General features: G+C 53.1%; 9 protein-coding genes and 1 tRNA gene. 9 read left to right on the forward strand and 1 reads right to left on the reverse strand.

Going from position 1 to position 14,908, the window contains the following annotated elements:
- Nucleotides 1-59: 59 nt before the first annotated feature.
- On the reverse strand, nt 60-5,549 hold the full coding sequence (locus CEK71_RS16525) for a glutamate synthase-related protein (RefSeq protein ID WP_088620408.1): 5,490 nt from the start codon (nt 5,547-5,549) through the stop codon (nt 60-62).
- Nucleotides 5,550-5,802: 253 nt separating this feature from the next.
- On the opposite strand from CEK71_RS16525, the gene CEK71_RS16530 reads away from it, so the two are divergent.
- The 9 genes from CEK71_RS16530 (at nt 5,803) to pheT (ending at nt 14,907) form a co-directional block, all read left to right on the forward strand.
- Nucleotides 5,803-7,020 carry an FAD-dependent monooxygenase gene (locus CEK71_RS16530; RefSeq protein ID WP_088620409.1) on the forward strand — a complete coding sequence of 406 codons (1,218 nt, stop codon included), beginning with the start codon at nt 5,803-5,805 and terminating at the stop codon, nt 7,018-7,020.
- Nucleotides 7,021-7,043: 23 nt separating this feature from the next.
- Nucleotides 7,044-7,997, forward strand: a complete 954-nt coding sequence (locus tag CEK71_RS16535; protein ID WP_088620410.1) for an Rpn family recombination-promoting nuclease/putative transposase — start codon at nt 7,044-7,046, stop codon at nt 7,995-7,997.
- A gap of 76 nt (nt 7,998-8,073) precedes the next feature.
- Nucleotides 8,074-8,150: transfer RNA gene (locus tag CEK71_RS16540), tRNA-Val, on the forward strand.
- Nucleotides 8,151-8,216: 66 nt separating this feature from the next.
- On the forward strand, nt 8,217-10,124 hold the full coding sequence (gene thrS, locus CEK71_RS16545; protein ID WP_088620411.1) for a threonine--tRNA ligase: 1,908 nt from the start codon (nt 8,217-8,219) through the stop codon (nt 10,122-10,124).
- A gap of 23 nt (nt 10,125-10,147) precedes the next feature.
- Entirely contained in the window at nt 10,148-10,672 is a 525-nt protein-coding gene (infC, locus tag CEK71_RS16550; protein ID WP_088620412.1) for a translation initiation factor IF-3, read from the forward strand.
- A 139-nt stretch (nt 10,673-10,811) separates the two neighbouring features.
- Nucleotides 10,812-11,009 (forward strand): 50S ribosomal protein L35, encoded by a 198-nt coding sequence (gene rpmI / locus CEK71_RS16555; RefSeq protein WP_088620413.1) that lies wholly within the window; start codon nt 10,812-10,814, stop codon nt 11,007-11,009.
- A gap of 11 nt (nt 11,010-11,020) precedes the next feature.
- Nucleotides 11,021-11,383, forward strand: coding sequence for a 50S ribosomal protein L20 (gene rplT / locus CEK71_RS16560; RefSeq protein WP_088620414.1), 363 nt, complete (start codon nt 11,021-11,023; stop codon nt 11,381-11,383).
- 132 nt (nt 11,384-11,515) lie between these two features.
- A complete protein-coding gene (pheS, locus tag CEK71_RS16565; protein WP_232463835.1) occupies nt 11,516-12,514 on the forward strand; it encodes a phenylalanine--tRNA ligase subunit alpha in 999 nt (332 codons plus the stop codon).
- Nucleotides 12,515-12,531: 17 nt separating this feature from the next.
- Nucleotides 12,532-14,907 carry a phenylalanine--tRNA ligase subunit beta gene (pheT, locus tag CEK71_RS16570; protein WP_088620416.1) on the forward strand — a complete coding sequence of 792 codons (2,376 nt, stop codon included), beginning with the start codon at nt 12,532-12,534 and terminating at the stop codon, nt 14,905-14,907.
- Nucleotide 14,908 lies beyond the last annotated feature (1 nt).

The following is a 14,908-nucleotide window of genomic DNA, read 5'->3' on the forward strand; positions in this document are numbered from 1 at the left end:
AATCGGCCTCCGGTTGCCAAGGCGACCGGAGGCCGGGGTAGTGGTTAAAGTGCGAGGGATCAGGCGGTAGGTTCGCTCAATAAATTTTGAGCAATTCCCAAGCCAACCAAGCTGGCCAAGTAGGCTTCTATGGATGGGATGCCTGCCAACGCTTGTTTATTGATCTGTTCTTGCTCAATAATCCAAGCGGTAGAGCCTATCGAATAAATGCTTTGCACCGAACGGTTAATCAGCGCGGTTTTATAGTCATTGAGGCGTTTGGCGGCCAGCAGCCATGCCAAATGCCCGTCGCTGTAGTTGCTGTAAGCTTCGCGGGTGTTTTTGACCAGCGCCTCTTGTAATTTACGCGGACGTTCCAGAATGATTTTACGCGCCGCCTGTTCGATCTGGCTTTGCCCGCGTAAGGCTTCCGGCAGATGTTTGAGGCTGTCACGCGCCACTTGTTGGGCTTTGTCCAATACCGCAAAGCTGTTAATGAGCTTAAACGTCAAGTCGGTGTCGCTGCTGCCGTAATCGGGGATAATGCCGCCAAACAAGGGTTGTGTGCTCAGGTAAGCCTGTTTGACTTGCCCGATTTGTTGACGCGCCAATTCTTGCGCCAATTCTTCGAGCATTTCTTTGCGGTCGGTGGTTTGTTGCAGATACTGCGCGTCTTGGGTTTTGTATAGCCAGAGCGGTACGGCAAATTTGAAATGCCCACGTTCTTGCGCCCAGTTTACCAGTAAGTTTTTGGCTTTACTCGAATTCGCATTATCGGCATGTTGCTCCAACATGGCAAGAATAAACTGCTCATGCCCGCGCGCCGTGTCGGTGTCTTCGGTCAGACGGTGCAAGGCCACTGAGGATTTGTCGTACAATTTTTCCAAACGGTCTTCGGGGTCGTACTGGTAGGCGTTACCGCCGGACATGCCGTTGCAAAAACCTTTGCCGAAACCGCCGATGTTCAGCACCGCGCCGTTGGTCATGTATTCGCAGGCGAAATCGCCCACGCCTTCCACGACGGCCATCGCGCCGGAGTTTCTGACCGCAAAGCGGTCGCCCGCCTCGCCGTTGATGAAGGCTTTGCCGCCGGTTGCGCCGAACAGGGCGAAGTTGCCGATCAGGACGTTGTTGCCGGGGGTTTTGATGCCGCCCCCCGGAGATTCGATAACCAAGGTGCCGCCACAGGCGGATTTGCCAACCCCGTCGTTACAAGTGCCCAGATGTTCCATGCGCATCCCGTCGTTGAGGAAGGCGGCATAGCTTTGTCCCGCCGAGCCGGTGGTGCGGATGACGATGCTGTCAGGGGCGAAATAACGGCGGCCTGTGGCGGTTTGGTAAATGATTTTCGCGGCGGCGACGCTGTCGGCATCCAGTTGGTAGGCCAACAGGCGTTCAATATCTATCGCCGCTTGGCCGCCGACGGTTTTGTTGCGGTTATTGAGTTTGAAGCCGTCGCCTTCGATGATGACTTGCTCTTGGCGGTCACGGATCAAGGTGTTTTTGACTTGTTCGATGATGCGGTCATCGACACTAAAATTAGCCTCCAAATAAATCGGTTTGGCGATTTTGATCTCTTCGACTTCGGCCAGCATTTTATGCAGATCAATTTGCCCGACCATGCAAGGGTGGTCAATCAAATGCAGCAGTTCGGTTTTGCCACGGATGTCTTGCAAACTGGTATAGCCGAGGCTAGCCAGGATTTCGCGGACTTCGTGCGCCAAGTTCATGAAGTATTGGGCCAGGACGCGCGGGTCGCCCTTAAATTCTTCATGTGAGGTGGTCAGGCCGGCCGGGCATTTGATGTTGCAGTTTTTCGCCATGACGCAACGTAGCATCATCAGGGCGGTGGTGCCGAATTCAAACGAGTCCGCCCCTAAGATCGCCGATTTGACGACATCAATACCGCCTTGGTGGGCGCCGCTACAACGCAGGATGACTTTTTCGCGCAGGCCATTGACTGCTAGAGCCTGATGGACTTCGGCAATACCGATTTCAGGGGAGCGGCCACTGTGCTTGAGGCTGGTGACGGCCGCCGCGCCGGTGCCGCCGGTATTGCCTGCGACGTTAATGATATCGGCGCCGGCTTTGGCGACACCGACGGCGATAGTGCCGATGCCTTCGGAAGACACCAGCTTAACGCCGACTTTGATCCGTGCCGCTTTGGCATCGTGAATCAGTTGGCCTAGGTCTTCGATGGAGTAAGTGTCGTGGTGCGGCGGCGGGCTGACTAGTTCGACCCGGGGCGTACCGCCGCGTAAGGCGGCAATTTCCACGGATACTTTCGCGGCGGGCAATTGTCCGCCTTCACCCGGTTTCGCGCCTTGGGCGATTTTAATTTCAATTTCTTGGATGGTCGGATCGGCCAGATAGCCTGCCCATACGCCAAAACGGCCAGAAGCGAACTGTTTGATTTTACAGGAGCGCAAGGTGTTGAAGCGGCTGGAATGCTCGCCGCCTTCACCTGAATTGCTTAAGCCCCCGACAATGTTGGTGCCTAAGGCGACGGCCTCATGGGCTTCCGCCAACAACGCCCCGTGGCTCATCGCACCTGACGCTAAGGTCGGGGTGATGGTATGGGCGGGCTGCACATCGGCTAGGGCGATAGGGTCACGCGCGGGTTTGACGGCTTGTAAATAGCCCGCCAGTAAGCTGGTTTCAGGGGTGCTGACCCGCAGTTCCTCCGCGGTGACGGTCAAGCTAAAGCCGCTGTCGCCCGCCGCGCCGAAACGCTGTTGCAGATGGGCGGCAAGCTGTTCTAAGCGGGCTTTGGACGGGTTACCGTCTAAGCTAACGGTAAAGCTGCCGGTAGCCGTTTGCTTGACGCTGAGGCCTCGCACCAAATAGTTGATGTTGCCGCGCAGATTTTGCTGGCCTAAGCTGCGGTCAAAATCGGCACAGGTTTGTGCGCTGCTGACATCGGCCGGAAACGCCATGATGTCACGCAGGGCGGCTGGCCGCTCGGCGCGTTCTTGATAGAGGTTCTTGGTGAAGCTACGGTAGGCAGGGGTGATGCCGAAACTGTCCAATTGTGCGTCGGTGCGTTTTTCGTAACCGAAGTCCAAATAGGCCGTGTCGCTGGCTGTAGGGGCTTGCTCTTGAGGGATGTAGAGTATCGCCTCGTCGGTCATGTTGATGTATTCGCGCACGGCGGTGTTGCCGTAGGAATGGCCGGCCCCGTCTTGGCGTTCTTTGAACAGGCCTAAGAAAGGGATGTCCTTTTCTTCGTGTACCGATAGGGCTTTGTGGTGCCATTCGGTGGCGCTGGCAGCCAAGTCGGCGTAGCGGACACCGCCGACGGAGGCGTGGATGTTGGGGAAATACGGGCTGAGTTTGGGCTCGTCGGTGTCAAGGTAGTTCGATTCGAAGAACTCGCCGCCGATATAACTTTCGACGGTGCACAAGCCGAATTTGCCCATAGTTTTCATTAACGATTTTTCCGTGCCTTTTTGGAATTTATCGAGAATTTTTTGCTGTTCGGCAGGCGCGTAATGGCTCATGACGCGGTTGTGGACGCTGAGCGGACAAATCGCCGACGCGCCGAAACCTAAGATAGTGGCAATGTCATGGGGGCTGGCGGCCTGTCCGGTTTCGGCAATCAGCGAGGAGTTAAAACGCAGGCCTTGTTTGACCAAACGTTGGTTGGCGGCGGCTATCATCAGGATGGCAGGGATGGCCGCTTGGTTCTGGCTGATGTTGATGTCGCTTAAAATAATAATGCCGACATTGTTTTGCGCGGCTTGTTCGACATGGTCGCAGACTACGGCCAAGGCTTGTTCTAGGTTGTCGGCATTGAGCTGGGCATCGGCAAAGTCCGGCGTGTATAGCGCGTCTAAGGTAATGGTGCTGACGGCGGTTTGGCGGCGGATTTGCTCCAGTTGGGTGCGTTGTAAAATAGGCGTGTCGATGACCAGTTGCCGGGTCTGTGCGTCCGAAAAGTTCGGTTTCGCGCCTAAGGCCACACGCAAGGTCATGCCATCGCTTTCTCTGATGGAGTCCAGCGGCGGGTTGGTGACTTGCGCAAAGCGTTGGCTAAAGTAGCGGGACATGCCGCCTTCGGCACCTGACAGGGCGTTAGGGGCAATGCCGTAGCCCATTGCGGTGACTTTTTCCATGCCGGTCGCCAGCATGGGGTCAAGCAAGAATTTAAAGCTTTCTTGGTTCAGCGAATAAGCGGTATGTTGTTGGTCGACGTTGAAGGTGGTGTTGTACGTCAGTTCCGCTAAGGGGACGGGCGGCAATTCTGTCAGATGCAGGCAACGTTTTACCAACAAGGCCTGATAGTCTTGCTCGGCGGCGAGCCGCTCCATGATTTCGCGGGTGTTGTAAGCCTGTTGGGTGGTGTGGTCAAAATAGATCATCCCGCCTGCTTCGATACGGCCACGTTTGATGACTTCTTTGGGCGGGAAGTCAATCTGTCCGGCTTCGGACATGACGCACAGGTATTCGCCGGTTTCAACCGAACGCAAAGGGCGCAGGCCTAAGCGGTCCAGCCGGGCACCGACGCGGATGCCGTCGGAGAAAATCAGCGCTGCCGGGCCGTCGTTTTTCTCTTCGTAAAGGCTGAAGTATTCGAACATGGCGCGTACTTGCGGCGACAAGGTGGTGTCGTTTTCCCAAGCGGGCGGCATCATCGCTAAGACGGCGGTGACAATATCCATTTCATCTTCATTGATGCGCCGCGACAGGGTTTGGTCTAAGCGGCCAGAGTCGGATTGCCCGCACGGGAAAATAATGTGTTTGTTATTTTGCCGGGCAATCGCGCTTTCGCTCAGGCGGTTTTTCTTGTCGGTGTTCAACTCGCCGTTATGCGCCATATATCTGAACGGCTGCGCCATGGTAGTGGCGGGGGCGGTATTAGTCGAAAACCGGGTGTGGAAGAAGAGGGTGCTGATTTCGTGGTCGGTGTCGTACAGGTCGGTAAAGTACGGGATGACCTCAAAAGAATTCAGGCGGCCTTTGTAGACTTGGGTGCGCGAACTCATCGACAGCGGATAAAAGCCTGTCAGTTCGGGTAGGCTGTAGCCTTCCACTTCAATGTCTAGCAAGGTGGCTTGGATATGCCTTTCAAAAACCGCATGTGAGGCATCGCGTAAGGCTTCGGGGCGGCCAAACACACACTGTTTAATGGGTAATTGGGCTTTGACGGAGGCATCGTTAAGGACGCTTTTGTCGATAGGCACAGCCCGCCACAATAAAATCGGTAGCCCTGCGGCTTGCAGGTGCCGTTCGACCATGGCTTGGGCGGTCGAGTCGTAATGGTCGTGGTCTTCCGGGAAAAAGAAGTTGGCGACACCAAACTGGCCTAGCTCTAAATCGGCGATGCCGGTGATTTTGCGGAAAAAATTCCGCGACAGGTCAATGTTGACCCCGGCGCCGTCGCCAATACCTTCCGCGCTCATGCCGCCACGGTGTGGGATGGTGCATAAGGCATCATGGGATTTGGCCAGCAGGTCGTGGGTTTGCTTGCTTTGTTTGTGGGTGATAAAACCTACGCCGCAGCTATCTTGCGATAGTTCGGGGTTATAAAGCATGGCTTCTTGTTGGGTTAATCGGGAATGTATGTTCATGAGGCGGCCCCGTTGTCTATTCATGCTGTAAATATGCAGCGTACAGTGTATGTTTTTTCTTGCAATGCGTGGTCGTTTTTTTTGGCAATGCGTGATAGAGTCAATGGCACACATTGGTGCGGTGCCAGACGGCAAGCTTTGTAAGATAATTTTCAGTTAGCGAAACCCGTTAATTGTAATACAGTCGCGTTTATCTGTCACATTACGGCCATTTTTATTTGCAGAAATTTAGATTACTTGATAGTTGATTAATATGAAAGAAATTTTTGATGTGGTGATCATAGGCGGCGGTATGGTCGGGGCGGCTGTGGCCTGCGGTTTGGGTGGCAGTGCCCTGAAAGTCGCGGTAATCGAGGCTTCGCCGCCCGTGCCGTTTGCCCCGGAGCAGGCGCATGACCTGCGGGTGTCCGCCCTGAGCATCGCTTCAAAAAACATTTTGGCCACGGTCGGGGCGTGGGAGGGGGTGGTGGCGCGGCGCGTCTGCCCGTTCCGCAGGATGCGGGTTTGGGAGACGGCGGGCGACACCGAATTTTGCAGCGACGACATTCATTATCCTGAATTGGGCTATATTGTCGAGAACCGTGTCACTCAATTGGCGTTGTTGGAGCGTTTGCAAGCCTTTGCCAATATCGAATTGATGTGTCCGGTGACTATTAAGTCGATAGATTACGCGCCTGGGCGTTTGAGCGAGGTGGTGCTGGAGGATGGGCGGATATTGTCGGCACGGCTTTTGGTCGCGGCGGACGGCGGGCAATCCCGGGTCCGGCAGACAGTCGGTTTGGGGGTGACCAGTTGGGATTATGACCAACATGCGTTGGTCATTTATATAGAAACCGCTTATGGGCAGCAGGATATTACTTGGCAGCGTTTTGTGCCCAGTGGCCCGCAGGCGTTTTTGCCCTTGACCGGGCATTTTGGTTCGATCGTTTGGTATCACTCGCCGGACGAAGTCAAACGCCTAAAAGCGTTGCCGTTGGCGGAACTTAAGGATGAATTGGTGGCGGCTTTTCCCGATTGTCTGGGGCAAGTGGAGCAGGTGTTGGCGGCCACCAGTTTTCCGTTGAAGCGCCAGCACGCCCAGCATTACATTAAAGCAGGGGTGGCGCTCGTGGGCGATGCCGCGCATACCATCAATCCGCTGGCGGGGCAGGGGGTGAATATCGGCCTGTTGGATGCCGCCGCCCTGGCGGAGGTGTTGGTGGGGGCGGTCAAAAAAGGCCAAGATATCAGCGATGTTGCGGTGCTTAAGCGTTACGAACAGTTGCGCCGCCATGAAAACCTAAAAATGATGACGGTCATGGATGTATTTTATCAAGTGTTCAGCAACGATGTTTTGCCGGTCAGGCTGTTGCGTAATTTGGGTTTGGGTTTGGCGGAGCGGGTTTTGCCCGCCAAACATATCGTTATGCGCAATGCGATGGGCTTGGCGGGTAATTTGCCTAAGCTTGCCAAGGCTGAGCCGATTCTTTAAGCGGATTCGGGCGGGGGATAGGTATGAAGCACCGTATTGATCCGAAAGTGGATTGCGTTTTTAAGGCGTTGTTGGGCGCGGTGGAAACCCGCAATTTGTTGGTGCATTTTTTAAATGCTTTGCTGGGCGATGATTTGCCCGCGCCGATCCGCGCGGTGGAGTTGCTCAACCCGTATAACGGCAAGGAGACGCTTGACGACAAGGTCAATATTGTTGACGTGAAGGCGGAAGACAGCGAGGGCAATCTCTATCAGATTGAGATCCAATTGCTCAACCATCGTCATTTGCCGGCGCGTATGTTGTACACTTGGGCGGATCTATATAGCCAGCAACTTAAGGAAGGGCAGCGGTACGGTTTGCTCCAGCCGACGTATTCGGTTTGGCTGTTGGATAAGGCAATGCTGCCTGATGACGGGTGCTATTTGCGCGATTATCAGTGGCGCGACCGTGAGGGGCGGCGGTTATTGGAACACGGCGGCATTTGGTTGGTCGAATTGGGCAAGTTTGACGTACCAAGCGTTACGAACGAACAGCAGCGTTGGCTGCGTTTTTTTAAACATGGCGGGCAATTGGATGATGTGCAGTTGCCCGACTGGATGTCTACCCCAGAAATGGAGCAAGCGATGAGTGTCTTAAGGCAATTTTCGGAAAAAGAACGCGATTACCATGCGTACCAATCTCGGCAAAACGCCTTGCGCGTGCAGGCTGATATTGATTATGAGTTGGAGGAGTTGCGCCAAACTAAAGAAGAGCTGCTTCAGATTAAGCAAGCTAAGATTGATGCCGAGCGGGAGAAGCTGGCCGCCGAGCAGGAGCGGGAGATTGCCGAGCAAGAGAAGCTAGCCGCCGAGCAGGAGCGGCAGCTTGCTGAACAGGAAAAGGTCGTCGCCCAACAAAAAGCGGCAGTGGCCGAGCGCGAAAAACTGGCGGCGCAAGCCGAGTTGGCACACTTAAAAGCGTTATTGGGCCAGCGATGAAATGGCGGTGAAATAAATTAATAGTTGCACAAAAAAAATCTGTTGATATAATAGACGGCCTTGAAGCTACAACTTCAGGCGCGTAGCTCAGTTGGTTAGAGCACCACCTTGACATGGTGGGGGTCGTTGGTTCGAGTCCAATCGCGCCTACCAGATTTTCTTAAGCACTGCAACGCAGTGCTTTTTTATTGCACAGAAATTAATCGAATAGACTCAAAAATGCCAGTCATTACTCTTCCTGATGGTTCTCAGCGTGATTTTGCACAAGCTGTAACGGTTATGGATGTTGCCAAATCGATAGGTTCCGGTTTGGCGAAGGCGACGCTGGCGGGTAAGGTTGACGGTCGGTTAGTGGATGCCAGTTACCTGATTGACGAAGCTGTCAGTCTGCAAATCATTACCTCCAAAGACCCTGAAGGGCTGGACGTTATCCGCCATTCTACGGCGCATCTTCTCGCCCATGCGGTCAAGCATCTGTTTCCCGAAGCGCAAGTCACTATAGGGCCGGTCATAGAAAACGGTTTTTATTATGACTTCGCCTATCAACGCCCTTTTACCCCTGACGATTTGGCCGCCATTGAGGCGGAAATGCAGCGTTTGGTGGCTCAAGACCTTCCCGTTAAGCGTTTGGTTTTGCCCCGGGATGAGGCAAGCGGCTTTTTTCGTGGCTTAGGCGAGCATTACAAAGCCGAAATCATTGATGCCATCCCTGCCGATCAAGATTTGTCTTTGTACGAGCAAGCCGACTTTACCGATTTGTGCCGTGGCCCACACGTTCCCAGTACCGGGAAACTAGGGGCTTTCAAACTCATGAAGGTTGCTGGGGCATACTGGCGTGGCGATGCGAATAATGCCATGTTGCAGCGTATCTATGGTACGGCTTGGCTGGATAAAAAAGCCTTACAAGACTATTTGCACCGCTTGGAAGAAGCGGAAAAACGCGATCACCGTAAGTTGGCGAAAACATTAGATCTATTCCATAGTCAAGAAGAAGCGCCTGGAATGGTGTTTTGGCATGAGAAAGGTTGGGCGTTATACCAGCAAGTCGAGCAGTATATCCGTGCCAAATTGCGTTTGAACGGTTATGCCGAAGTCAAAACCCCGCAATTGGTTGACCGCTCCTTATGGGAGAGGTCTGGGCATTGGGATAAGTTCGGCAGCATGATTTTTACCACCCATTCGGAAAACCGCGATTACGCGATTAAGCCGATGAACTGCCCTTGCCATATCCAGATATACAATCAAGGCTTGAAAAGTTACCGGGATTTGCCGATCCGTTTGGCGGAATTCGGTTCTTGTCACCGTAACGAGCCGTCGGGTACTTTGCACGGTTTGATGCGGGTGCGTAATTTCGTTCAAGATGATGCCCATATCTTCTGTACTGAAGGCCAGATCCAAGCAGAGGTTGCCACTTTTATTGACTTGCTGTTTGCGGTTTATAAAGATTTTGGTTTTGAAGAGGTTATTATCAAGCTATCGACCCGTCCGGAAAACCGCGTCGGTGACGACGCCGTTTGGGACAAGGCCGAAGCCGCCCTGCAACTGGCGTTGGACAGCAAAGGCTTGGCTTGGGACTTGCAGCCCGGCGAAGGGGCATTTTATGGCCCTAAAATCGAATTCTCTTTAAAAGATTGCATCGGTCGGGTCTGGCAATGTGGTACTATCCAAGTTGACTTCTCCATGCCTAGCCGTTTAGATGCCGTGTATATTGCCGAAGATGGTTCCAAACAAGTGCCGGTGATGCTGCACCGGGCCATTTTGGGGTCTTTAGAGCGTTTTATCGGCATCCTGATTGAACAACATGCGGGAACGTTTCCGGCTTGGTTGGCTCCCGTGCAAGCCGTAGTGATGACCATTGCCGACCGCCATCATGCGTATGCGGGGCAGGTAGCGGATAGTCTTGCGCAGCAAGGTTTCCGGGTCAAAATAGATTTGAGAAATGAAAAAATAGGATTTAAAATCCGCGAGCACTCTATGCAACGCATACCGTATCTGGTCATTATCGGTGACAAAGAATTAGAACAACAAACAGTTACGGTGCGGACGCAAAAAGGTGACGATTTAGGCAGTCTGACAATCCATGAATTTACCGAACAGTTAAAACATACGGTTGCAGACAGAAAATAATAGTATTTTTGGAGGATTAAGGTATCGCTGCTAAAAAAGATGAAACTCGTCTGAATGACATGATCACCGCCAGACGGGTGAGGGTAACCGGCGCAGATGGGGAGGCGTTAGGGATTATCTCTTTAGATGAAGCCAAACAACTTGCGTATGCGGCAGACTTGGATTTAGTGGAAATATCGCCAAATGCGGATCCTCCGGTTTGCAAAATAATGAACTATGGCAAATTTCAGTTTGAGCAAAATAAAAAACTGCAAATTGCCAAGAAAAAACAAAAGCAGATTCAAGTTAAGGAAATCAAATTCAGGCCGGGTACGGATGAAGGCGATTATCAGGTTAAGTTAAAGAGCCTAATTAAATTCCTTAATGACGGCGATAAAACCAAGATTACCGTTAGGTATCGCGGGCGCGAAATGGCGCACCGTGAAATCGGTATGGATCAACTGAAGCGTATCGAAAAAGACTTGGAAGAAATCGCCATTGTCGAGCAGTTCCCTAAATTGGAAGGGCGGCAAATGATTATGGTCATGGCGCCCAAAAAGAAAAAGTAAGGGTAAGCCCCTTACCCGCCAGTGCCGGACGCGCTGGGTAAACGTGCCTTAGGGCGCCGTTAATTCTTCAGGGCCATGCATTTTGCCTTGTTGGGTTATATCTCAGGGATTTTGTATTTTTAATTATTGGAGCAAACAAATGCCAAAAATAAAAACTAACCGCGGTGCCGCCAAGCGTTTCAGACGCACTGGCAACGGCGGCTTTAAGTGCGGCCAGTCGCACCGCCGTCATATCTTGACGAAAAAGACCACCAAAAGAAAAAGACAGTTGCGTAAGCCTGCTGCCATTCATCCATCTGATCTGCGTATGGCGATACGCATGATGCCCTATAGTTAAGGAGCTTATTCATGCCTAGAGTAAAACGTGGTGTCACAGCCAGAGCCAGACACAAAAAAGTCTTAAAACAAGCGAAAGGTTATTATGGTGCGCGTAGCCGCGTCTACCGCGTCGCTAAACAAGCGGTTATTAAAGCCGGACAGTATGCTTACCGCGACCGCAAACAAAGAAAACGCCAATTCCGCGCGTTATGGATTGTCCGTATTAACGCCGCTTCGCGTATTTATGGCATTTCCTATAGCCGTTTGATCAATGGCTTGACTAAAGCCAATGTTGCTATAGACCGTAAAGTGCTGGCCGATATTGCCGTGCGTGATATTGCCGCCTTCGGTGAGATAGCTAAAATTGCTATCGCCAATCAAAGCAAACCTTAATCGGCCTTAACGCGTCGGTCTTGGCCTAGCCACCCCTTTCGGGGCGGCTAGGCTTTAGGTGTTAAGCCAAACCATAAAAATCCCTTCTCCACTCATACAGCGAGCTAATCCGTGTCCGCTACTTTAGAAGACATTCTCGCGCAAGGCTTAGAAGAGCTTGTTCGGGCAACAGACCTTAACCAACTCGATCAGGTTCGTGTCCAGTATTTGGGCAAAAAAGGCCTGTTTACCCAGCAGATGAAAGAACTGGGTACGCTGGAGCCGGAACAACGCCGCGCTGTCGGCCAAGTCATCAATCAAGCCAAAGACCAATTTCAAGCCCAGTTAGACAGCCATAAGGAACGTTTGGAAGCTGCCGCTTTGGCCGCACGTCTTGCCAGTGAGCGGGTCGATGTCAGTTTGCCAGGTCGTGGCCAAGCGGCGGCGGGTCTGCATCCGGTGACCACTACGCTCAGGCGTATCGCCAAAATTTTTACCAGCGTCGGCTTTACCGTCGTTGAGGGGCCGGAAATCGAAGACGATTACCATAACTTCGAAGCCCTGAATATCCCCGCCCATCATCCCGCCCGCGCCATGCACGATACTTTTTATATCGACTTGCATACTGTGTTGCGGACGCATACCTCGCCCGTGCAGATCAGGGTCATGGAGTCGGAGACCCCGCCCCTGAAAGTGATTGCCCCAGGTCGGGTGTACCGTTGCGATTCTGATATTACCCATACGCCGATGTTCCATCAGGTTGAAGGCTTTTTGGTCGATACCGATGTCAGTTTTGCCGACCTGAAAGGCGTGGTGTACCAGTTTTTACGCGCCTTTTTTGAAAAGGACATTCAAGTACGCTTCCGTCCGTCGTATTTTCCGTTTACTGAACCGTCCGCCGAAGTCGATATCGAGTGTGTGATGTGTAATGGCGCAGGTTGCCGGGTCTGTAGCCAGACCGGGTGGCTGGAAGTCATGGGTTGCGGAATGATCCATCCGGCGGTGTTCAAGTCGGTGAATATTGACAGCGAACGCTATAGCGGCTTTGCGTTTGGCATGGGCGTGGAACGCTTGGCCATGCTCCGTTACGGCATTAACGATTTGCGGTTGTTTTTTGAAAATGATCTCAAATTCTTAGAACAATTCAATTAAGCAGGAACTTATCCGACATGCAAATTAGTGAAGCCTGGTTAAGGGAATACGTCAATCCGGCCATCAGCACCCAAGAATTGGTCGCCCAATTGACTATGGCAGGCCTTGAGGTCGATTCGGTCACCCCTGCCGCCGCTGTGTTCAGCGGCGTGGTCATTGGCGAAGTGTTGGCGATGGTACAGCACCCTGATGCTGACCGTCTGCGCGTCTGCCAAGTAGAGGTAGGGACGGGCGAGCCTTTGCAAATCGTTTGCGGGGCCAGCAATGTCCGCGTCGGCTTAAAAATTCCGGCGGCGTTATGCGGTGCGGTGTTGCCGGGCGATTTTAAAATCAAAAAATCCAAATTGCGCGGTGTCGAGTCGTTCGGCATGTTATGCTCGGAGAAAGAATTAGGTTTGGCGGCGGATGCCCACGGCCTGATGGAATTGTCCGCCGACGCGCCGGTCGGTGTCGATATCCGTGAGTTTTTGGCTTTGGACGACCAACTGATTGAAGTTGACCTGACCCCTAACCGGGCCGATTGCCTGAGCGTCGAAGGTATCGCCCGCGAAGTCGCGGTGTTGAACCGTATGGATTGGTCGGCGTTGCCGATGGCGGTTTTGGCGGTAACGGAAGCGGATGCTTTGACGGTGGCGGTGGAAGCGACGGACGCTTGCCCGCGCTATTTGGGGCGGCTAATTACTGGCGTTAATGTCAAGGCCGAAACGCCGCTATGGATGCAAGAGCGCCTGCGCCGTTCCGGGGTGCGTAGTTTGGGTCCGGTAGTTGACGTCACTAATTATGTGCTATTGGAATTGGGTCAGCCTTTACATGCCTTTGATGCCGATAAGCTGGAAAGCGGCATAACTGTCCGTTGGGCCAGAGAGGGTGAAGATTTGGCCTTATTGAATGGCCAGACCATTACTTTGGACGGCGAAGCTTTGGTCATCGCCGATGCCAAGCAGCCTTTGGCGTTGGCGGGGGTGATGGGCGGCAGTGCTTCGGCGGTCAGCGACAGCACCCAAAATGTGTTTTTGGAATGCGCGTTTTTTACCCCGTACAGCATCGCCGGTAAAGCCCGCCGCTTTGGCCTGCATACCGATTCTTCGCACCGTTTTGAACGCGGCGTCGATGCGACCTTACAAGACCGTGCCATTGCGCGGGCAACCCAATTGATAGTCGACATTGCCGGCGGTAGCGTCGGCGGCATTACCGAGGTCACCACGGCGGCTACCTTACCGCAACGTCCGGCGATTTTGGTCAGACGGCAGCGCATCGAAAAAATCTTAGGCATGGTGCCTGACGATGCCGTGGTGCTGGATATTTTCCAACGTTTAGGGATGGTGGTGCTTGCCGAAGCCGACGGCTGGCAAGTTACCCCGCCCGGTTTCCGGTTCGATATTGCCATCGAAGCCGATTTAATCGAAGAAATCGCGCGTATTTACGGCTATAACCAGTTACCGAGCAGCAGTCTGTTAATGCGGGCGGACTTAGGTAAGGCCACTGAAAGTGTTCTGGATATCAGCCGCGCTGCCGATGTGTTAGTGGACAGGGGCTACCAGGAAGCCATCACCTATAGCTTTGTTGACGAAGACATCCAAAAAGCGGTGGCGCCCGATGATGACGTTATCCGCCTGAAAAACCCGATTTCTTCTGAGTTGGCGATCATGCGCACCACTTTATGGTGTGGCTTGTTGAAGGCGGCGTTATATAATACTAACCGCCAACAAAGCCGGGTCAGGTTGTTTGAAACTGGCCTGCGTTTTGTGAAAAGCGGCGGCGTTACCCATCAGCAACGCCGTTTGGCAGGTTTGGCCTTAGGGAGTGCCTTGCCTGAGCAGTGGGGCGAAACCACGCGTAAACTGGACTTTTTCGACATTAAGGCCGATGTCGAGGCATTGTTCGCCTTAACAGGCCGTACCGTGCGTTTTGCCGCCGCCACCCACGCTGCCCTGCATCCGGGGCAATGTGCGCAGGTTTTGTCGCTGACGGGTGATGTGGTCGGCTGGCTGGGGATGTTGCATCCGACGCTGGAAAAGCAATTGGGCTTTGACACCCCGGTCTTTTTGTTTGACTTTGACCAAGCCTTATTGCTGGATAAGCAAGTGGCGGCTTTTAAGCCGTTATCGAAATTCCCGTCGGTACGGCGGGATTTGGCTTTGATTGTCGAAGAAGAAGTCACTGCCGATGCCGTCAGCCTCTGTATTCAGGCGTGCGGCGAACCGATGTTGCAGAATGTGGTCATTTTTGACATTTATCGCGGCAAAGGGGTTGCAGAAGGCAGCAAAAGCGTGGCGTTAAGCCTGCATTTACAAAATGATTTACAAACGCTAACCGATGCTGAGATTGACGCGATAGTAAGCCGAATCTTGGCCAGATTGACTAATCAAATCCATGCAAAATTGAGGGACTAAC

The organism is Methylovulum psychrotolerans, assembly GCF_002209385.1.
GTDB lineage: Bacteria > Pseudomonadota > Gammaproteobacteria > Methylococcales > Methylomonadaceae > Methylovulum > Methylovulum psychrotolerans.